Genomic DNA, 20,656 nt, shown 5'->3' on the forward strand with positions numbered 1-20,656 from the left:
CTCATACCATTAAATTTAAATCTATTCATGAATCTGATACCTCAAATACTGTTTGTGCTTGTTCTGGCTTCCGGGATTGGCTATTTCGCCAGGAATATTAAAAAGCTGATCAGGAATATCAAGCTCGGAAAACATATAGATCGTAACGATCATCCTGCAGAACGTTGGAAGCATATGGCGCGCATTGCCCTTGGACAACAAAAAATGGTGGTTCGTCCAATTGCAGGATTCTTACATGTGATCGTGTATGTTGGGTTTATTATAATCAATATTGAGGTTTTAGAAATTATCATTGATGGTATATTCGGTACGCATAGAATCTTTTCTTTTTTAGGAGGTTTTTACGATGTGCTCATCGGTTCCTTTGAAATTCTTGCTTTTCTTGTTATTGTTGCAGTTGTCATATTCTGGATACGGCGAAACATTATGAGGCTGCAGCGTTTTATCAAGCCGGAAATGAAGGGTTGGCCTAAGAATGATGCAAATATCATTCTGTATTTTGAGGTGGTCCTTATGCTGCTTTTCCTTACCATGAACGGTAGTGATCTTCAATTACAGCACCTCGGGGCAGAGCACTACACTCAGGCAGGAGCCTTTCCTGTAAGTCAGTATTTGCTTCCGTTGTTTGATGGGTTAAGTGAAGGAACTCTTATTGTCATTGAGCGCACAGCATGGTGGCTGCACATTGTGGGTATCCTTATTTTCCTGAATTACCTGTATTTTTCAAAACACCTACATATCCTTCTCGCATTCCCAAATACCTGGTATGCTAACCTTAAGCCCAAGGGTGGGTTCAATAACCTTGAGGCGGTAACAAAAGAGGAGCAACTTATGATGGATCCTGATGCAGATCCTTTTGCAGCTGCTGAAGGGGATGATGCGGAAGGGGAACCCGAAAAATTTGGTGCTTCAGACGTTACGGACCTGAATCAGGTTCAATTGCTTAACGCCTATACCTGTACTGAATGCGGAAGGTGTACCAGTGAATGCCCTGCTAACCAAACAGGGAAAAAGTTGAGTCCGCGTAAGATTATGATGGATACCCGCGACAGACTTGAAGAGGTGGGTAGAAATATAGATGCTAACAACGGCACTTTCAAGGATGACGGAAAACAATTACTCGACGATTATATTACCCGCGAAGAGCTATGGGCATGTACCACATGTAATGCCTGTGTTGAAGCCTGTCCGGTGAGTATTGATCCTTTATCCATAATAATGGATATGAGAAGGTATCTGGTTATGGAGCAATCTGCCGCTCCCGCAGAACTGAATAATATGATGTCGAATATTGAGAACAATGCTGCTCCCTGGCCGTTTAATCAAATGGACAGGCTGAATTGGAAAGATGAATAAATAATTAATTAACCTTAACCTATACACTGATTATGAAAAAAGAAGACGTAGATAAGATCCTGAAAGAGAAACTGGAGAACGGAGCACACGTTAGTCCTGTTTTACCTGAAGGGATGAAGAACTATCTCATCGATATAGACGGTACCATTTGTGATGATATCCCGAATGAGGAGCCGGAAAGAATGGCAACCGCTGAAGTTTATCCGGATGCCCTTAAAACCCTGAACAAGTGGTTTGATGAAGGCCATATTATTTTCTTCTTTACCTCCCGTACAGAAGATCACAGGGCAGTTACCGAGGAGTGGTTGAATCGTCATGGATTTAAATATCATGGGATGGTGATGGGAAAACCCAGAGGAGGGAATTATCACTGGATAGATAACCACCTGGTGAAGGCTACCCGTTATAATGGTAAATTTACGGACCTGGTGGATAAGGAAGTGACCATTCAGGTTTTCGATGACGGCAGACACGATTGATAATGTAAAACCCCGCAAGGGAAAAAATACGAGCAAATTGCTATGAGTGAAGCATTAAAAGTTCCAACAATGGCGGAGATGATGGCTGCCGGAAAATCGCCTGAAGTTTTGTTTTGGGTGGGATGTTCCGGTAGTTTTGACGACAGGGCCAAGAAAATAACCAAAGCCTTCGTGAAAATCCTGAACAAGGCAGGAGTTGAATTTGCTGTTTTGGGAACTGAGGAGAGTTGTACAGGCGATCCTGCAAAAAGAGCAGGGAATGAATTCCTGTTTCAAATGCAGGCAATGACCAATATAGAGGTGATGAATGCCTACGAAGTAAAGAAGGTTGTCACCGCTTGCCCCCATTGTTTTAATACCCTGAAAAATGAATATCCTTCACTTGGAGGAGATTATGATGTAGTGCATCATACACAGTTCCTGAAGTCTCTTCTCGAGGATGGAAGGTTAACCATTGAAGGTGGTAAATTTAAAGGGAAGCGTATTACTTTTCATGACCCATGTTACCTGGGCAGAGCCAACAACGTTTATGAGGCTCCACGGGATCTGATTAAAAAGTTGGATGCTGAACTGGTGGAAATGAAAAATTGCCGCAAAAAAGGATTGTGTTGTGGTGCCGGGGGAGCTCAGATGTTTAAAGAACCTGAGAAGGGTAATAAAGACATCAATATAGAGCGTACTGAACAGGCGCTGGAAACCAGGCCGGATATTGTAGCTGCAGGGTGCCCGTTTTGTAATACCATGTTGACGGACGGAGTTAAAGGAAAGGAAAAGGAAGAAGAGATTGAAGTATTGGATATCGCAGAACTGATAGCCAATGCTGATGATCTTTAAAAAAGAAGATTATTATGTTGGTGTCTTTTGAAAGTTTGCCTGATGATGCCAGAGTTTGGATATACCAGGCCAGCAGGACTTTTACAGATGATGAAATTGAGGAGCTGAGATCCAGTCTCAACGAATTTCTAAAACAGTGGACGGCCCATGGGGCCAACCTCAGGGCCGGGTATGAAATTCGCTATAAACGATTTCTGATTATAGCTTTGGATCAGTCTATGAATATGGCTTCCGGATGCTCCATTGATGCATCAGTTCATTTTATCCAGGAACTGGAGAAAAAATACGGAATTGATTTGCTGGATAAGATGAATGTGTCCTACAGGCAGGGCGATTTTATTGCATATAAGCCACTTGTTGATTTTAAGAAAATGGCTAAGGACAGAGCGGTGTCCCAAAACACCATTGTATTTAACAACCTGGTTAATACAAAGGAAGAGTACCAAAATTATTGGGAGGTGCCCGCAAGAGATAGCTGGCACGCCCGTTTTATGAGTTAAAGGTCGTCAGTTTTCCCAAATCCTGAATTAACCTATCCCCAAAACCTTAAATACTGATTGCTGAATGAGATCTGCAAATGTTGCTGTGTTCCTGTGTATGATGTCGGTTTTTTGGCTGCAAAGCCAGACAACGCCTGATCCTCTGTTAGCTGAAAATCCCGAAAAACAATCCCAATGGGTGGATAGCGTATATAATGCGATGACACTGGATGAGCGTATCGGCCAGCTATTCATGGTACAGGCTTTTTCAAACAAGGAGAAATCCTATAATGAAACTATCGAATCGCTTATCAGGGATTATCATATTGGAGGAATCATCTTTACAAAGGGAGGTCCAGTAAGGCAGGCGGAACTTACCAATGCCTGGCAGGAGCTCTCCAAAACCAAAATGTTGATCGCCTTGGATGCTGAATGGGGCCTTTCCATGCGCCTGGATTCAACCTTTGCCTATCCCTATAATATGGCGATGGGAGCAGTACAAAATAATGATCTTATTGAAGCAGCGGGTAAACGTATCGGCGAGCATTGTAAACGACTTGGGGTGCACGTCAATTTTGGTCCGGTAGTGGATGTTAATACCAACCCTGATAATCCGATAATAGGTAACCGTTCTTTCGGTGAAAATAAAATGAACGTTACCGAAAAGGCAATGGCATATACCAGAGGGTTACAGTCTGCAGGGATTCTGGCCAACGCAAAACACTTTCCCGGTCATGGGGATACCGATCAGGATTCTCACAAGACACTTCCTACCGTATCTTTTGATAAGAGTCGGCTGGATAGCATTGAGCTTTATCCTTACCGACGCATGTTCGGCGAAGGTTTAGCAAGCGTTATGGTGGCTCATCTAAATGTTCCCGCCCTGGAACGGAAAAAGGACATGCCTACATCTTTATCCGAAAATGTGGTTACTGACCTGTTAAAGGAAGAAATGTCTTTTAAGGGATTGATTTTCACGGATGCCCTGGGAATGAAAGGGGTTTCTCAATACGGCAAGGCAGGGGATACAGATGTTCAGGCTTTTCTTGCCGGGAATGATATCCTTTTGATGTCTGAAGATGTACCTGAGGCTGTAGCGAGTATTAAAAGTTCCCTGGCTAAAGGAAAGATCACGGCCCCCAGGCTTGAACATTCCGTTAAGAAAATACTTAAAGCAAAATATAAAGTAGGGTTAAACCGTTATCAACCCGTTTCAATAGATGGTATTGCTAAAGATCTCCATACTGCAGATGATGATGTGCTGTATAAGGAGATCATGGAAAATGCCATAACCCTCGTAAGGAATGACCGGCAATTAGTCCCTGTCAGGGACCTTGAAGAAAGAAGGATTGCCTATGTCAAGATGGGGGATGGAGATCATCAGCCCTTCCTTTCGACATTGAAGAAATATACCAAAGTAGATTTTATTCGGGGAGCAGACCTTGCTGATCTCCTTGAGCGTTTAAAACCGTATGAGACCGTTATTATAGGTTTTCACAGGGATACTGATACTCCCTGGAAGGCCGCAGAACTTACTGATACAGAAAAAACCTGGCTTTATGAAATCTCAAGGCTTAAGGATGTGATCCTCGATGTATTTGTAAAACCGTACGCTTTGAAGGAGTTGAAGTCTATTGGTAATATCGAATCTTTAGTGGTGAGTTACCAAAACGATCCACTGGCGCAGATCGCCTCTGCAGAGGTGATCTTTGGTGCTGTAAAAGCCAGAGGAATCCTTCCGGTAACTGTCAATGAGTGGATGCCGGAAAACCTGGGGTATAATACGAATTCTTTATCGCGATTAGGGTACAGCTTTCCGGAAGCGGTAGGCATGGATGGTACTAATCTTAAAAGGATTGATTCTGTAATTAACAGGGCCATTAAAACAGGAGTTACTCCAAGTGCACAGATTCTTATTGCCAGGCGCGGGAGAGTAATATATAATAAAAGTTTTGGTCGCTTCGATTACGCCCAGGAGGCAGAAAGGGTACGGGATTCGAATATTTATGACCTTGCATCACTAACCAAAATATTAGCCACACTTCCTGTGATCATGCAGCTTACGGAAAGGGGGGAGATTTCCCTGGAATCACGCTTGGGTGAAATGTTACCGGATCTCAAAGGAAGTAATAAGGAAAATTTACGCCTCATAGAGGTGCTCTCACACTATGCAAGATTAAAACCCTGGTTGCCATTCTATATGTATACTCTTGACGATGGGACCAAGAAGCCAAGTGACAATTATTATCGTATGGAGCCGGATGCAGATTATAATGTCCGGATCGCAGACGAACTATACATGCGCGGAGATTACCAGGATTCTATTATTAAGATCATCAAAGAAAGTGACTTACTTAAGGTTAAGCAATATCGCTATAGTGATCTTCCCTATTTTTTTCTGCAAAGATTTATAGAGAGAAAGCTTAAAAAGCCCTTGGATGAGGTGGTTCAGGAAAATTTCTATCGTCCTTTGGGGATGAGCCATACTACTTATAACCCTCTTGAAAAATTTAAAAAAGGAGAAATTGTACCTTCGGAGGTGGATGATTATTACAGGTACCAGACCCTTCAGGGATACGTGCACGACATGGCTGCGGCCATGCTCGGCGGGGTAGGGGGCCATGCCGGACTCTTCAGTAATGCTGATGATGTGGCCAAGATCATGCAGATGTATCTTCAGAAGGGGTATTACGGTGGAGAACGTTTTTTTACTTCCCAAACCCTGGATAAATTCAATACCTGCTACTACTGTGAAGAGGATAACCGAAGGGGAGTGGGGTTTGATAAACCACAGTTGGGTGAGGCAGGACCTACCTGCGGATGTGTTTCTATGACCAGTTTCGGACATTCCGGATTTACCGGAACCTATGCATGGGCTGACCCCGAAGAAGACCTTATTTATATCTTTCTTTCGAACAGAACCTTTCCAAGCATGGAAAACAGGAAGTTAATCACTGAAGGTACGCGAACTGTTATACAGGAAATCATTTACGACTCCATTCTTAATTGATAAAACCTACATATTAACTAAATTTGCTAAAGATGCTGTAAATCCTTGCAGAAAGGGAAAAGCAGGCAAATCAGGAAATATGAAAATAGGTATTGTATGTTATCCGACATTCGGAGGGAGTGGTGTAGTAGCAACAGAATTGGGAATGGCCCTGGCCAAACGAGGGCATGAAATTCATTTCATTACCTATAGCCAGCCGGTCAGGCTGGAGTTGCTGGATAAGAATATCCACTTTCATGAAGTAAATGTTCCTGAATATCCCCTTTTTCATTATCAGCCTTATGAATTGGCTTTATCCAGTAAATTGGTGGATATGGTTAAAATGCATGATATCGAGTTGCTTCATGTTCACTATGCGATACCCCATGCCTATGCAGGTTATATGGCGAAAATGATGCTGGCGGAAGTCGGTATAAAGCTGCCTATGGTTACCACCCTTCACGGAACAGATATTACCCTTGTTGGGAATCACCCTTTTTATAAGCCAGCCGTAAATTTCAGTATTAATAAGTCTGATATCGTTACTTCTGTTTCTGAGAGCCTCAAGCAGGATACCTACAGGCATTTTGATGTCAAGATCGATATACATGTGGTTCCTAATTTTATCGATGTCAATAAATATCAGGGAATTACCAAAGACTGTAAACGGGAGCGAATGGCAAATAAGGATGAGCGCATCGTAACTCATGTAAGTAATTTTCGGAAAGTAAAGCGTATACCTGATGTTATAAAGACCTTTTATCTGATCCAGAAGGAAGTCCCCTCCAAGCTCATAATGGTAGGAGAGGGGCCGGAAAAGGAGGCTGCTGAACGGTTATGTGAAAACCTGGGGATGGCAGAGAAAGTGATCTTTGTGGGGAATAGCAATGAAGTGGATAAAATACTGGGATATTCGGACCTTTTTCTGTTGCCTTCGGAAACGGAAAGTTTTGGATTGGCAGCTCTTGAGGCGATGGCAAACGGGGTTCCGGTAATTTCCAGTAATACCGGGGGTATTCCTGAGGTCAATGAGCAGGGGTTTAGTGGTTATCTAAGCAATGTTGGCGAGTGTGATGATATGGCTGAAAAGGGGATAAGTATATTAAAGGATGATGCAACACTTTCTAAATTTAAAAATCAGGCCATAGCACAGGCTTCCCGGTTTGATATTGATAAGATCGTAACGATGTACGAAGACTTGTATAAGGAAGCCTTTACCAAGGTATTAGGGTAAGTGGGTAATTCCTTGTGATGTAGTGCCTCTTTTCCGTAAAATAAACGACTTCATACGTGCAAGCGTTGGGCCTTGAATTTTCGATCAAATAATCCGAATTTTTGTGGATGAAATTGAGGGTGTCTGCAGACCTTAAACTAATTTTAATGTATTGGATATTAGTGTAATATGTGATTTTGGTATCTCCGTTATTTTCATCTTCCTCTTATGTTACTGATATTCCTACAAAAGATGACCCTTCTTTTTCTATAATTAAATCCTGAATAATCTTACATAATTTATATATTTACCAATGTAATTTGGCCTTTTCAGGGGCGTACATATTAGAATAAAAGCAATTACTTAAACTATCTTATGAAAAAAAATTACTTTTTTGGAATTTGTTTGATTCTCTTGGTATCAACGTTTCAACTTTTTGGCCAGGAAAGGCAGGAAGGCTGGGTATTTGATGTAGGTTATAATTTTGTTGACGATTCAGGAACCAGGGGTAACGAACCCTTTAATATCGGTGAAAACTGGAATTCAACCTTTTATCCAAACCGGTTTGGTGCGGGGTACGCCTTAGCTAACGGGTTCACTTTCCAGGGAGTTTTTACTCTGAATAAATATAAGGAAGGGAAAATTATTGATGGGACTGAAATCACAGCTGATCAGAATTATTTCGCCATAGATGGTAGTATTACCTATGCTTTAAATAAGTTTTTCGGGAAAAGAGGATTTTTCGATCCTTACCTTGCTACCGGAGCAGGGCTTAGTTCAGTTAATAAAAATGAAATAATAACTTTTAATCTTGGAGGAGGAGCCAATTTCTGGTTTAACGATAATTTAGCCTTAAACCTTGGAACCTTGGGTAAATGGGGCTTAGGAGATGATTCCGGTAGAAATCACATTCAGCATAGTATTGGTGTGGTTATCCGCCCGGACTTGTTTAAGAAAAAGCCTGAACCTACTCCGATGCCTGTAAGACAAGCTGAACCTGAACCAGATATGGAACCCGAGGTTCTGCCTGTTGTAGAGGAGCCCGTTGAAGAAGAGGTAGAAGAAGTAATTCCAGCGAAGTCAGAAGAGGAAATTTTAAGAGAGCAGAAGACGGCAGAGCTTGAAGCAATGGATAAGGTTTATTACGCTTTTGATTCTTCTTATATCACTGAAGATGATAAGAGAATTGTAGATGAAATGATTGCCTTTATGAATAAGTATCCTAATGCTAAGCTGGAAATCCGGGCGCATGCCGATAGCAGAGGTACAGAAGAGTACAATCTGTGGTTATCAGACCGAAGAGCCAAGCGCATTGTTGATTATGCAGTGAGCAAAGGGATTGATGCCTCCAGGCTGATAGCTGTTGGACTGGGAGAAAATCAATTGGTTAACAATTGTGTTGAAGGTACTCCATGTACTCCGGAGCAACACAGAGAGAACAGAAGAACCGAATATAAACTTTTATGGGAGTAACATTCTCCTGTATTCCAAAAATTAAAAAAGGCTCCGGATTTCCGGGGCCTTTTTTTATGAATTCGGTTGCTACCTGATCATTTTATTTTTCAGCGAATGGAATAATAGTTTTAAAGATTTTAGTTTCCTAGTTATTGAATATTCAATTCACATTTAATTTACAGGGTATGCTGTGGGACTTGTAAAAGATCACCCGATATCTTTCTTAGCATAGCTTTAAGTGCGCGTTCGTATTATCTGGGTTTACTTATTACGAGCTTGGCTTTCTTTTGGTCACCGTTATCATTTTCCAGACTTAGTATATATAAGCCACGAGAGAGCCCTTCAAGAGGGAGGGTGTATAACCTGCTGTTCTCTTTGTTTGACAAAGGTGCACTTGATTTTAATGCTGAGGGATCAAAACCTTTAATGAGCCTTCCATTCAGGTCGAAGAGCTGAATAGTCTTTAATGGAATCCCGCTATTTCCGTAAAGGAAATTCACTTCTTCAGCTGCCGGATTTGGGAATATATTTAATGCGATATTTCCTCTTTCATCATCGAAGGTAATAAGGTCTTCTAATTCTACATTTTTAGCAGATAATACCTCTAATGCAAATAGCGAATACGTACCATCAAGGACATTGATTAAGAAATTAAGTCGATCATCCGTAACGGTTGCCGGTATGCTCATCATAGCAGATTGCTTACTGGATATAAGTTTTCCCAGATCCAGGTTCTTTATTTCAACATTTTCTACGCTAAGATCATACACGACATTGTTTTCATCTTCCCTGCCCAGGTAAATGTTGAGTACGTAATCACCATTCGGAACGATGATTTCAAATTCCATTTGTGGGTCGTTCATATCCACATTCCTTTCCGTAGAATAAAGTTGCAGATAGGTAGATTCATCCAGGTAAGGGGGGATGGAACTGTTTCTGTCACTATAGTTCAATTCTCCCTTATTGTTTTTACCTCCAAAAACCTCATAATAGGTACCCAGGTAATATCCGTCATCCGGATTTTTTTCCCAATCCGGGCCATTATCGTTGGCTTTTACTGTGACATCTCCACCAACATTGATTCGATAAAGAGGTTTAAGTTCGGGGTTGTTAATTACCTCGGCCTGCAGGATAATTTCCAGGGGAGAGTTTTCACCATTATGAACAACCTGTAACAAGGCCTTTTTTTTACCAATGGTTTGTGTTGCAGGATTAAAGGTTATATCCGCCGCAATACTTGAGGCTGTATTTAACGAAGCAGGTATTTCAAACTCATGCTCAAATAAGAAAGCGTCTTCACCTCTAATGGAAATAGAACTTATATTATTTATTCCATTGAATTCCTGAGAAGGATTCGTTAAAATTAATTCCATATTGGCGATCTCGCCATCGATGATGTGTTTCCCGAAATCTAAGGTATCGCGATTGCTCACCAGGTCAGGTTCTGGGCGTTCTATAACCTTGATGGTGGTAGTATCGGTACCTGTAAGACCATAACGATCTGCTATGGTAAGAGTAACCAGGTACTCTCCGGGTTCCTCAAAGGTATAATTTAAGTCTTGCCCGCTAGCGATGTCTCCATTTCCAAGGTCCCAGGCGTAGGTGTTTATACCATAATCATCTGTGGACTGCCTGGCAGAGAAGCTGACGGAAAGCGGATTATAACCGGTATTTTTATCAGTGCTAATTTTAGCTATCGGAGGCTCATTATAGTTTCTAGGGTCAATTAATATTTCAATTCCATTGATAAATGGATTTTGAACGATACCTTTTAAATCTATATTTAATTCCCCATCTTCTACTAAAACTTCTTTGGAGAACATTCCTCCAATTTTAAATCCAAATTTCTTAATCACATCAAATTGAGGATCTACAACTTCTTTCTCCAAGGTTATGCTAAACAACCTATCTCCAACAGAACTTGTTTTTTCAAATGAGGTTCCAAAATACAGGTTCACTACATAAGTACCATTGACGACAGGAATACTGTATTTCAGTTCAGATTTGGCATTATATTTCTCGGAAGAAAACAGTTGTTCAAATGTACTTTTATCGATATAATTCGGGATAGACCCATTTTTGTCAAAATAATTGAGATCAGTTCCATTATATACGCTACCTCCGTTAACTGTGAAATCATCATATTTTTGAGTTCCATTCTTATTATCCGGAAACCAATCAGGTCCTTCATCCATTGAAACAATTCCTTCTCCTCCCGTGTTTATTCTCAAAATTGGGATAAGCTCCAATGTATTCGGGATATCATTAGATGTTAGATTAACCGAAACTTTTTGATCGTTATTATAATAGAGAGTAAAATTAGCTGCATCGAATTGCCCTTCTCCAGTGTATGTAATTTCAAATGTTATAGTAGAATTCGATTTTATCAATTCAGGAAGGGTTACATTCTCTATTTTAAAAAGATTTGAACTCGATCCGGTAATGGTCAAAGAATCCGGTAAAATTGCCATATTACCATCTCTAACATAGGTTTCAATGATTTTAGTTTCCCCTGGTTTGAAAACCACCTGCGAAGGGAGATTAATTTTACTATTAATTAACTTTATCCCGGATGGGGTATCATAGTTGTAATACTCCATATTTTTCTGGTTTCCTCCCCCTTTTACAGGGGAACCACCCGCTACAAATATTCCATTTCCGGAAACGATACCCTGGGTGCCATGACGATTATGATTCATATCATCTCCCACTGTCCATTGCTGACTAACCGGGTCAAATATCTCAGTTATCTTAAAGGCTTCGGGAGAGTTATTTACCTCACCTCCTGCAACATAAATCTTATTTTTGAAATTCACCGTTATGGCGCCTGCCCTGGGTGTGGGGATATTAGAAGATGGATCAAGGGTTTCCCAGGAGTTCGTATTGAAATCGTAAACGTCAACCTCAGGTATAATCGGGGTAAATACCCCTCCGTTCCCACCGGAAAGCCTACCTCCGATGGCATATAGTTTATTATCGGCTAAAACGGCATGAAAATGATCTCTGGCATGAGGGGCATCGGGTAGTACATTCCATTCACCAGTTATAGGGTCATAGCTGTCAAAATAGGGGACATATCCGCCATCGTGTCCGTCTGTATTTCCTCCCACTATGTAGAATTTATCATTGTAAACTACAAGTCCAGAGGAGCCTCTGCGTCTGGATTCAGGTATGTCCGGTCCTTTTTTCCATTCATAAGTTAAAGGATTAAATATCCAGATTGACTCCGCAGGAATTTCATTTGGATAGGAATTGGTTTGAAATGCGCCTATTACCCAAATGTAGCCCTGATATTCTACAGCCTGAAAATGATTGAATTCAAAAGGAGTATTGTTGTCAAGGTTTGACCAATTGTTATTCTGATAATCGTAAACGTCTACGCTGTTTGCGTTTTCCCTTCCTCCCATCAGGAAAAAGCTTTGTCCTGCCTGAACAAAGGAACATTCATGTCTGGCTGTATAATTTTCATTTTCATCTTTATTGAACCATTCATTCAGTGCTGGTGTAATTGTCCAGGTAAATTCAGTTTGGACAGGTTGCGATCCAGTTTTTGAAACAGTTATAGTTACGTTGTATACACCATCCGAATTGGGACCTTCTGTTCTGGCCCCAGAACTTACAACACCAAAGACCATTCCGTTGGTGGGCTCTATATTTATCCCCCGAGGTTGTCCTGAAATCGAATATGTAAAGTTTTCTGATGGATCTCCTCCTGAGGCATTAATAGATAGGTTTGGAGTTTCTCCCTCATCATTGTATTGATCGGGAATACTTTCGACCACAAGAGGTGAAAATTTACCATTAGGGTCCAGTCCATAAATCTCCAGTGCAGAAATTTTTGCGCTACCAACTCCTCCGGTCGAAAACGATGAAGTTAAGAATATGTTTATCTCACCATCTGATATTTTTTGCGTAAATGTTCTTATATCGGGTGTTTCGGGGCCAACTTCTTTCAGGATGTCGTAATTATCGAGTACAAGGCTATCCTCAATATATACATCAAAGACACGTTGCCCGGGATCAACAGCATAGAAGCCACCATTGGCTCCAAAATATATTTCAGCGAAATGGAGGTTTAGTTCATAGGTCCCATTGGTTACTGGTATGCCATAACTTAAAGATTCACTGCTGTTTCTTTCTGTTCGGTAAATATTAGGAACTTCTGCCTGCTTATTATTGTAGATATCTCCTCCGTTAAAATATTGATCTTGTTTGAAGATTTTCCCATTATAGGTAATTTCTTCACCACCAGCATTGATCAATAAGGCAAAATCTTCTGGTTTTACTGGCTCATCTACCGTGATGGTTAAGGTATCTGTATCCTGATTTTTCCCGTCAGAAACAGTTAATGTAACCGTATATTTTCCGGAGGAGGTAAATGTATGGATCGGATTGATTTCTGTAGAGGAGGAATTATCGCCGAAATCCCATTCATAGGACTCCAGATTATTAAAGGCACTGGAGCCACTGCCATTAAATGCAACCTCCAGAGGAGCAGTACCTTTTACAGGAAAGGCAAGGGCCTGTGCATTTACCCCATTGAACAGGGAATAACCAAGCACTTCAATTGCGTAGATGTTGGGGTTTTCGGTGATATGGGTGAAGGATATATTCAAATTCCCGTCTTGCAGATTCACCGGGAATTCAAGCATTCCGGCTTTTCCGAATCCAAACTCCAAAACAGGGTCGAATGCAGGTTTTACGACCTGGCCTTCTACAAGGATGTCAAATTCCCGACTACCGATTTCACTTGTGCCATTAAAGTTTGTCCCAAGATAAATTCTTATCGCATAGGTATCATTTTTTAATGGGATACTGAATTTCATTTCTTCCCCCGAAGCACTATCAAACCTTTCATGACTAAAAATCTCGTTAAAAGAGGGTTGATCGACATATGAAGGAATACTCTCATGTCTTAAGTTATAACTAAATTGTGTATTGTAATTAATTCCTGTATTTACTTCAAAAAAACTTCCTTTGTAAAATCCGTTACTTGCCGTAGCCTCCCAAACCGGTCCTCCGTCTGTAGCCAGGAAATTGGTCAATGCACCTGCATTGATGCGAACTATGGGTTCTTCAATCTTAGCATTTTCCAATTCCACTGATAAGGGGATCACCAAAGGGCTGTTAATTCCGCTATGGGTAATCTCAAGGTCGCCCGTTTTTTTTCCGGTAATATCATTTGGGGTAATTGTAACCGGAATCTGTTGTATCACACCTGTACCTATGCTGATAGGCAGATTTTGATTCACACTGAATATTTGCTCCGCATCGTTAATGATTTTAAGATCGGTGATCTCAATAACCGGATCTTCATTTCCTCCGAGATTAAACAATTCTAAACTGATTCCTGAGGGATTGCTGTTAATAGTAGTAATCCCAAAGTCGATGGCATCCGGATTAGCAGTCAGTGTATTGGGTTGATCTTCAGTGACATTTAAAAAATCCCATGTAGCCGTAAAGCCAACTCCTGAATTTCCTGCAGTACTAATTATACCCACTGCCAATCCATGGTTATCATCAGGGGTAAAAAAATTATCCGGCAGCAATAATTCATTGCCTAATGCGAGTACCGTTTGACCATTATCAAGGGAATATGAAGCTTGCATGGTTTTGGTTTTGGGGTTGATTCCCATATATAAATCCACCCCGATAGCTCCCAAAATGCCTGGGATATCTATAATCTGTATTTCAGTATTTCCCTGAGTTTCCAGTACTATTGCAATTCCGTCGAGATTGTCATTTTGATTGGAACCATTCATTAAAACCACCTTAAGATAATTGTCCTGATCGCCGGTACCTATATAAGCTCCGTAAGACTGACCTTCTAAAGGACGTTCGCCATTAAAAGGAGTTTCAATTTTTGTATGGACGGTAAACGGATTTGAGTTTTCATCAACATTTACGCCGAATTGAAATGCATAATCCTGATTATTTTTTTGCTCCAAAGCATCGCCTGGAGTGGTAAAGTCTATTGTAGCTTTCCCTCCGGCTCCCCCAAAAGACATATTCTCCGGATCAAATGTTTCAAGGTAATCTGTTTGCCCTGAAGGATCGAGCATGAGTCCGGTAAATCCAAGACCGAACATCCCGGTACCCGGATCGTTATTCCAAAAGGGGTAGGTAATTGGTAAGTCTGTTCCTGTCCCATTTAAGGGGTCTAACGCAAATGTGTCTTCTTTGTCCGGAATGCCATCATTATCATCATCAGTATCAATCAGATCAGAAATAAAGTCACCATCAGCATCCGCTGGTTTTGAACCAGCTGAACAATGGTCGGTCTGATTCGCTACCTCATCTGCGTTGGAAAATCCGTCTTTGTCATAATCCGCCTCTGGATCATATCCCTCCTCATCCGGAGAAAAGCACTGGCCAAAATCGGCCGGTTCAAATATGGTTATATTATCTTCTCCGTAAGTGGCGGCCCAAATGGTTCCTGGAAAGATCTCATCATCGCCCTGTGCAATCACGTCAAGGGGAATACTTCCAAATCCGCTGAGGTAGGTATTATTTTTTTCAATAAGGGTGTGGTTATTCGGTTCAATGACATAACGGTTAATATTTCCATTAAACGATGCGGCAAATAAATTACCTTTTAACTGGTTATTGAAGTTGCTTGCGGTGTACTCACACATTCCGTTGGTAGAAGAGGGTACAAAGTCCAGCATGTTAAGATCTGGATTATTAATTTCATCAGTAGTATAAAATCCTTGTCTGGGATCATCGGGGAAGTCATTCATGGAGAAATTCTGTTGAAAGTATCCTGAAACACCTTCTATAAGTTCGGCCCAATTGAATCTCTTTGAAATGATCCACTCGTTCCCATTATATTCGTATTCGATAACTTCTGCCTTCGAAGGAAATGCCCTAATTGGTACCGGGTGACCGGCATAATAGGTGTTATTGGGGTCATTGATGTTACCCACATAATGCAGCTGATCGGAATGGGTTTTCCCGTTCGAATAATTAAATTCATTTGTGACGTAATCTCCTGAACCAGGATTAAAAGAAGTAGAGTAATCGTCTCCTTTTATGGATCCGTTTTGGGTTCTGATAAGAGGCGGACCTCCCCACCCCCCATTCGGGCCATTATCAAATGTGTAGATATCGCCTTTTGCTGTCACCACGATGTCATAGGCATTGCGATAGCCCGGAGAAAAAATCTGTACAGGACCGTTGGGCTCGGGAAATGACTGATTCAGACCATTATTGCCTCCAAAGGGATCTCCCTTATCTATGGTAGCATTATAAAGAGGATGTCCCGGCCCATAGGGGAAATCAGGACTGCTGTTATCAATATCAGGTCGTTCCGGATCATTCAGGGTCGGCAGATCGTAAATGTATTTCGAGTTGTTATCTCTTAAATCGGTAAAAGGCCCTCCGTTACTTTGTTCAATATTCTCTAATTGGGTAAGATTAACAATAAGCAATGCTCCTGCAAGAAAATATTCAGAGGAACCAGCAAAATTATTACTTGGAGCCCCCTGATTGGTATTGCCCCCTTGCTGAATAAATAAGTATTGATTTCCGTTTTTGGTGAATAATTCCATTCCATTTGTGGAATGATTCTCTTCACATCGGGGCAGGCCCCTTACCAGTTCTACTTTGTCCCAGTTGTTACCGTTCCAGGTAAGTCGGGAGAGCACGCCGGAATTTGTATCTAAGTTTACATCGTTTCCCGGCTGATTTTTCCCTCCGATACGCCAATCGGACGAGGTAACATATAAAACCGGATTCTCAGCAGTTCCGGTAGCAAGAATACCAGTGATCTGCCTGATTTTGGTATTGTTTAAGTTACCATCGTCATTATGATTCTGGGTATTGTTTTTTATAAGAGTTATAACATTTCCCTGCTTAACCGTGTAGCTTCCCTCTCCTGCGGGCGCATTATCCCGCTCCACTGTATATTCCCAGATTAATCCATCCTGCTGGGATACATACAACTTTCCGTTAGGGCCGAAATCCAGAGAGGTCGGGTTTACCAGGTTTTCATTCTCCAAACCAGCGGCACCCCAGGATGGCGCCTGAGCGTTCAGCAAATTAATACTCACAGCAAAGCTTAAGACAAAACACCTTAAGTATCGTGAATTAAGAATATTAAAAAGTGAACTATGAAATAAATAAGGTATTAGTTTAACCATAGCCTCCAATTTAGAACTGATATTTAGCTATTAATCATCCAGTTAATGGGAGGGGTAAAGTAAAATTCTAAATTTATTTGCTAGGAACGGTTATTAATCGATTAAGGTAAGCTATATTTCGTTGATGATGCAAGTGTATATTAGGCTGTATCTTACTGATATTCAAAAGGTAAGTCAAGTATGGTTTTTAAATTCAAGTTTGATTCGTATATACCGTAAAATCTCACATTCCCAGAAGACAAAAGTATTGTGTCAAAGGATTATCTATATGATTAAGGTAGCTTAGATAATTTTTGTTGAATGCTTTATCCTCCGGGATCAGGATCTTCTAATTGTAAAGCTTACGACTTTTTCTCAGGAAATCTTTAAATCCTTGAAATTCCAGATCCAATTATCCGGGAGATATTCCTTTTTCTGCTCACATATATTTTGATTATGGATATGTAGGCCATTGTCCAAAATTCCTATGGTGGCCCATCCGGCTTGGTTTGGATGATAGAAATCCTTGGCGGGATTATCTCCAATGTAGAATAATTGAAAACCCGGATACTTTTCACTTACCCGCTCAAAATTATATGCTGAAGTTTTCTCATGGCCAGATTCTTCCGAGATATGAATGAAATCGAAATAAGAACCTATGTGTAGCTCCTCAATTTTATTAGTTTGTGTAATGCTCCTTCCATCCGTTATTAGACCGATGACACCGTTCCTTTGTTTTATTTGCTCCATGACCTCTTTAACATAAGGACGAAGATAAATATCGGGCTTATGATTTCTATAGACTTGTATAAGGTGATCTTTATCCAGTTCAAAGTTTTTAACCAAATAGGCAAAGACATCTTTTTTTCTTCTGAAAAAGGAGAACATTATTGCATATAGCTCCTGCCATTGAACAGGGTCAGTGGTCATTGCTATTTCACGAAATGCAGATCGCACAAAATCAACCTCGTTATAGAGGGTGTCATCCAGATCGAAAACAACTACTGTGTTATAATTAACCTCTAAATCCATGAACAAGAACTTCTTTATCGTATCTGAGCATGAGTAATGAATCTTCCCAGGTATCAAATTTATTCGACACTTCTTTGTTCATTAGATATTCCATAATGATCCATTGCGGATAATTTGCTCCGGCCAGGTAGGTAAGGGGGTATCCCCCTCCAAACCGGGCATTGATCTCAATGCCAACAATCTTTTTAGAGGTCTTATGCATGAAGAATTGAGCAGTCAGACAACCGATAGCTCCTTTAATATTTGCTAATTTTTCACGTATAAGAACTTCTATTTCATTTTTGCTAGTCACTCCCTTATTCACCTCTCCGTCTCTTACCTCAATCCGTTTTCTGGGCACTACACATGAAAGTTCATTATTCTTATTGTAGTAAAGATCACAGGTGAATTCATCATATTCATTGTGGTCCAGGTATTCGAGAAACATGAGTTTCTCATTATTTAAATGCTTCACTTTTAAGTCCTCTTTTCTTCTAATAAGATAAATATCGACACTGCGGCTGCCATCATAGGGTTTCAGAAATAGAGGGAATTCCGGCTGTTCACGGGTATATTCCCTGGCAGTAAGAATTCCATGTTTATTAAAAAAAGCGTGTGTTTTCCTTTTATCTCTTGTCATACCAATAACATTCACTTCTGATATAACTGGTATTATTCCTTCCTCAAGAAATCGGGAACGATTCTCTGATAAAAGGAACAATTCTGTATCTATTGTAGGAATAATAAGCTTTATGCTGTGATCTTTGCATCTTTGTAACAACTCGTCTATATAAACGTCACTGTTCAATCTGGGTACCTTGAAGGAGATTTCAGCCATCTGACACGCTGCGGAAAGCTCCGGAGATGCATCGCAACAAATCACAGAGATTTGTTTATCAATTTTTGAAGCTTCCGATTGAAAAGCTTGCAATAAGGAAACCCTTTTCCCTGCTGAAGTAATTAATATATTCATAAGAGCGCATAGATTTTTAAAGCAGGTCTGTAGACGGATCTGAATACTTTCATGAAGGGATACATGACTTTTTCATTATTGAAAATCAAAGTAAGGATGGAATACCCTGCTCCCTGGTAATCTTCCCCTACGAATTGGTCCAAAGGATAGGCCTTGATGTTTTTAAAACCATTTAATTTGGGGCTGATGGTGTTAATAGGGAGGTTCGATTTCATTAAACGTACTAACATGAAGAAGACCAGGGATTGTTGTTTCGTTTTAATCCGTTTTCGACAGGCTATACTGGTTGCATTATCTTCAGGAATACTATTTATCAAATCATTAAATACATAGGTAGCATCTTCTATATCTTTAATCAGTTTATTGTAGTGTGAAGGCTCTTTTCTGGTCATGGCAGAATTGGGCATAATCACATGCCTGTATACATCCAGGTTGGTTTTAACAAGTTTTTCGACCTGTAGAAAAAGGGTAGGGGTTAGAATTACATCCTCCATCCACTTTCCTTCAATGAACCTAATTCCCTTGCTTAGAATAAAATCTTTTCGAATCAGGTACCACCAAACCTCATTATGATATTTATGAGTAGCGATATATTCCGGTCCGGAGAAAATTTGGTAATCTTTGAGCGACAGTTGGTATGGATTAAGGGGGATCACATCATTTCCTTCCTTCGTTTTCTTGTGTTCAAAGCACAAAATTTCGGGATGTAAAGTATCGGTCAATGCAATCAAATGTCTGTAGCAATCTTCGGTGACATAATCATCAGGATCTACAAAATGTAAATAGTCGCCTTCGGCCGCATCCATTCCTGTATTTCTGGCAGCTCCCGCCCCTCCATTTTTTCTATCTATGACCTTTACATTCGGGTAACGACTCTCGTAACTCCTGGCGACCTCTAGTGTATTGTCTTTTGACTCGTCATTCACGATGATAATTTCATATTCCCGAGAGTCTAACTGCTGGTTCAACAGACTATCTAAACAACGACCTAAAAGCTTTTCCTGATTGTAAGTAGGGAGGATGATACTCAGTTTCATAATACTTTAAGTTTTACTGCCTGTAAATTTTTCCATTGTGGCGTGAGTTGCTGAGGACACGTCTGAATTATTAAAAATTTTCAGGAACGTTTTAAACAGAATTTGAAGATCCAATAGAAAAGAGATATGGTCTACATACCAGATATCGAGATCTAGTTTAGTATCCCAGTCTATTGCATTTCTGCCGTTAACCTGCGCCCATCCTGTAATTCCTGGTTTAACTTCATGTCGCCTTTTGTGGAGACTATTATAAAGAGGAAGATACTCTGGTAATAGAGGCCTGGGTCCAACAAAGCTCATTTCTCCCTTTATTACATTGAAGAGTTGTGGTAACTCATCTAAAGAATATTTTCTTAAAAAGGCACCTAGAGCAGTAATCCTCTCATTATCATCCAACAACTGGTTATTAGGCCCCCTTAAATTAGTCATGGTTCTGAATTTCATAATCTTAAATAGTTTTTCATTTTTACCTGGACGGACCTGGGTGAATAAAACGGGTTCTGTTGAGGTAAGTTTCAGAACCAAGAAAATAATTATCATAACCGGACTCAACACCAGAAGGGTGACTGAGGCCACAATGAGATCCAGGGTAACTTTTAAAAAATTAGTGTACATGAAGAACAAAGCTTATGTCTTTTCGAATTCTAATTTACATGGCTTAATTCGTTGACTTTACTAAACTAGATAAATAGCTGAAATATCTGATAATA

At 40.4% G+C, this 20,656-nt stretch carries 12 protein-coding genes; 7 read left to right on the top strand and 5 right to left on the bottom strand.

Translation table 11 applies throughout. The annotated features are described in order from the left end of the window. Nucleotides 1–27 precede the first annotated feature (27 nt). The 7 genes from K7R11_RS08920 (at nt 28) to K7R11_RS08950 (ending at nt 8,823) form a co-directional block, all read left to right on the top strand. Nucleotides 28–1,356 (top strand): (Fe-S)-binding protein, encoded by a 1,329-nt coding sequence (locus tag K7R11_RS08920; RefSeq protein WP_224490182.1) that lies wholly within the window; start codon nt 28–30, stop codon nt 1,354–1,356. Nucleotides 1,357–1,388: 32 nt separating this feature from the next. After that, entirely contained in the window at nt 1,389–1,835 is a 447-nt protein-coding gene (locus tag K7R11_RS08925; protein WP_224490183.1) for an LNS2 domain-containing protein, read from the top strand. 42 nt (nt 1,836–1,877) lie between these two features. Further along, the gene (locus K7R11_RS08930) at nt 1,878–2,669 is read left to right on the top strand and encodes a (Fe-S)-binding protein (RefSeq protein WP_224490184.1); all 792 of its coding nucleotides are present in this window, start codon (nt 1,878–1,880) and stop codon (nt 2,667–2,669) included. Nucleotides 2,670–2,683: 14 nt separating this feature from the next. Next, nucleotides 2,684–3,169: an ABC transporter ATPase gene (locus K7R11_RS08935; protein WP_224490185.1), complete on the top strand. Its 486-nt coding sequence runs from the start codon at nt 2,684–2,686 to the stop codon at nt 3,167–3,169. Between the two features lie 64 nt (nt 3,170–3,233). Next, entirely contained in the window at nt 3,234–6,158 is a 2,925-nt protein-coding gene (locus K7R11_RS08940) for a glycoside hydrolase family 3 N-terminal domain-containing protein (protein ID WP_224490186.1), read from the top strand. A gap of 79 nt (nt 6,159–6,237) precedes the next feature. Then, a complete protein-coding gene (bshA, locus tag K7R11_RS08945; RefSeq protein ID WP_224490187.1) occupies nt 6,238–7,371 on the top strand; it encodes an N-acetyl-alpha-D-glucosaminyl L-malate synthase BshA in 1,134 nt (377 codons plus the stop codon). Nucleotides 7,372–7,725: 354 nt separating this feature from the next. Next, nucleotides 7,726–8,823, top strand: coding sequence for an OmpA family protein (locus K7R11_RS08950; RefSeq protein WP_224490188.1), 1,098 nt, complete (start codon nt 7,726–7,728; stop codon nt 8,821–8,823). A gap of 233 nt (nt 8,824–9,056) precedes the next feature. On the opposite strand, the gene K7R11_RS08955 is transcribed toward K7R11_RS08950, so the two are convergent. The 5 genes from K7R11_RS08955 to K7R11_RS08975 form a co-directional block, all read right to left on the bottom strand. Then, entirely contained in the window at nt 9,057–16,856 is a 7,800-nt protein-coding gene (locus K7R11_RS08955; protein ID WP_224490189.1) for a malectin domain-containing carbohydrate-binding protein, read from the bottom strand. Between the two features lie 444 nt (nt 16,857–17,300). Beyond that, nucleotides 17,301–17,957, bottom strand: coding sequence for an HAD family hydrolase (locus K7R11_RS08960; RefSeq protein ID WP_224490190.1), 657 nt, complete (start codon nt 17,955–17,957; stop codon nt 17,301–17,303). Continuing rightward, entirely contained in the window at nt 17,941–18,909 is a 969-nt protein-coding gene (locus K7R11_RS08965; RefSeq protein WP_224490191.1) for an ATP-grasp domain-containing protein, read from the bottom strand. The genes K7R11_RS08960 and K7R11_RS08965 overlap by 17 nt, the downstream gene beginning before the upstream one ends. After that, a complete protein-coding gene (locus K7R11_RS08970) occupies nt 18,906–19,946 on the bottom strand; it encodes a glycosyltransferase (protein ID WP_224490192.1) in 1,041 nt (346 codons plus the stop codon). Before K7R11_RS08970 ends, K7R11_RS08965 begins: the two co-directional genes overlap by 4 nt. A gap of 6 nt (nt 19,947–19,952) precedes the next feature. After that, a complete protein-coding gene (locus K7R11_RS08975) occupies nt 19,953–20,561 on the bottom strand; it encodes a sugar transferase (protein WP_224490193.1) in 609 nt (202 codons plus the stop codon). Nucleotides 20,562–20,656: the final 95 nt, after the last annotated feature.

Source organism: Robertkochia flava, from assembly GCF_020166515.1.
Taxonomy (GTDB): domain Bacteria; phylum Bacteroidota; class Bacteroidia; order Flavobacteriales; family Flavobacteriaceae; genus Robertkochia; species Robertkochia flava.

What these genes read in the sequence shown, in the direction of transcription:
- K7R11_RS08920 (WP_224490182.1), top strand. Translation starts at nt 28, where the DNA reads ATGAATCTGATACCTCAAATACTGTTTGTGCTTGTTCTGGCTTCCGGG.
- K7R11_RS08925 (WP_224490183.1), top strand. Translation starts at nt 1,389, where the DNA reads ATGAAAAAAGAAGACGTAGATAAGATCCTGAAAGAGAAACTGGAGAAC.
- K7R11_RS08930 (WP_224490184.1), top strand. Translation starts at nt 1,878, where the DNA reads ATGAGTGAAGCATTAAAAGTTCCAACAATGGCGGAGATGATGGCTGCC.
- K7R11_RS08935 (WP_224490185.1), top strand. Translation starts at nt 2,684, where the DNA reads ATGTTGGTGTCTTTTGAAAGTTTGCCTGATGATGCCAGAGTTTGGATA.
- K7R11_RS08940 (WP_224490186.1), top strand. Translation starts at nt 3,234, where the DNA reads ATGAGATCTGCAAATGTTGCTGTGTTCCTGTGTATGATGTCGGTTTTT.
- bshA (WP_224490187.1), top strand. Translation starts at nt 6,238, where the DNA reads ATGAAAATAGGTATTGTATGTTATCCGACATTCGGAGGGAGTGGTGTA.
- K7R11_RS08950 (WP_224490188.1), top strand. Translation starts at nt 7,726, where the DNA reads ATGAAAAAAAATTACTTTTTTGGAATTTGTTTGATTCTCTTGGTATCA.
- K7R11_RS08960 (WP_224490190.1), bottom strand. Translation starts at nt 17,957, where the DNA reads ATGGATTTAGAGGTTAATTATAACACAGTAGTTGTTTTCGATCTGGAT.
- K7R11_RS08965 (WP_224490191.1), bottom strand. Translation starts at nt 18,909, where the DNA reads ATGAATATATTAATTACTTCAGCAGGGAAAAGGGTTTCCTTATTGCAA.
- K7R11_RS08970 (WP_224490192.1), bottom strand. Translation starts at nt 19,946, where the DNA reads ATGAAACTGAGTATCATCCTCCCTACTTACAATCAGGAAAAGCTTTTA.
- K7R11_RS08975 (WP_224490193.1), bottom strand. Translation starts at nt 20,561, where the DNA reads ATGTACACTAATTTTTTAAAAGTTACCCTGGATCTCATTGTGGCCTCA.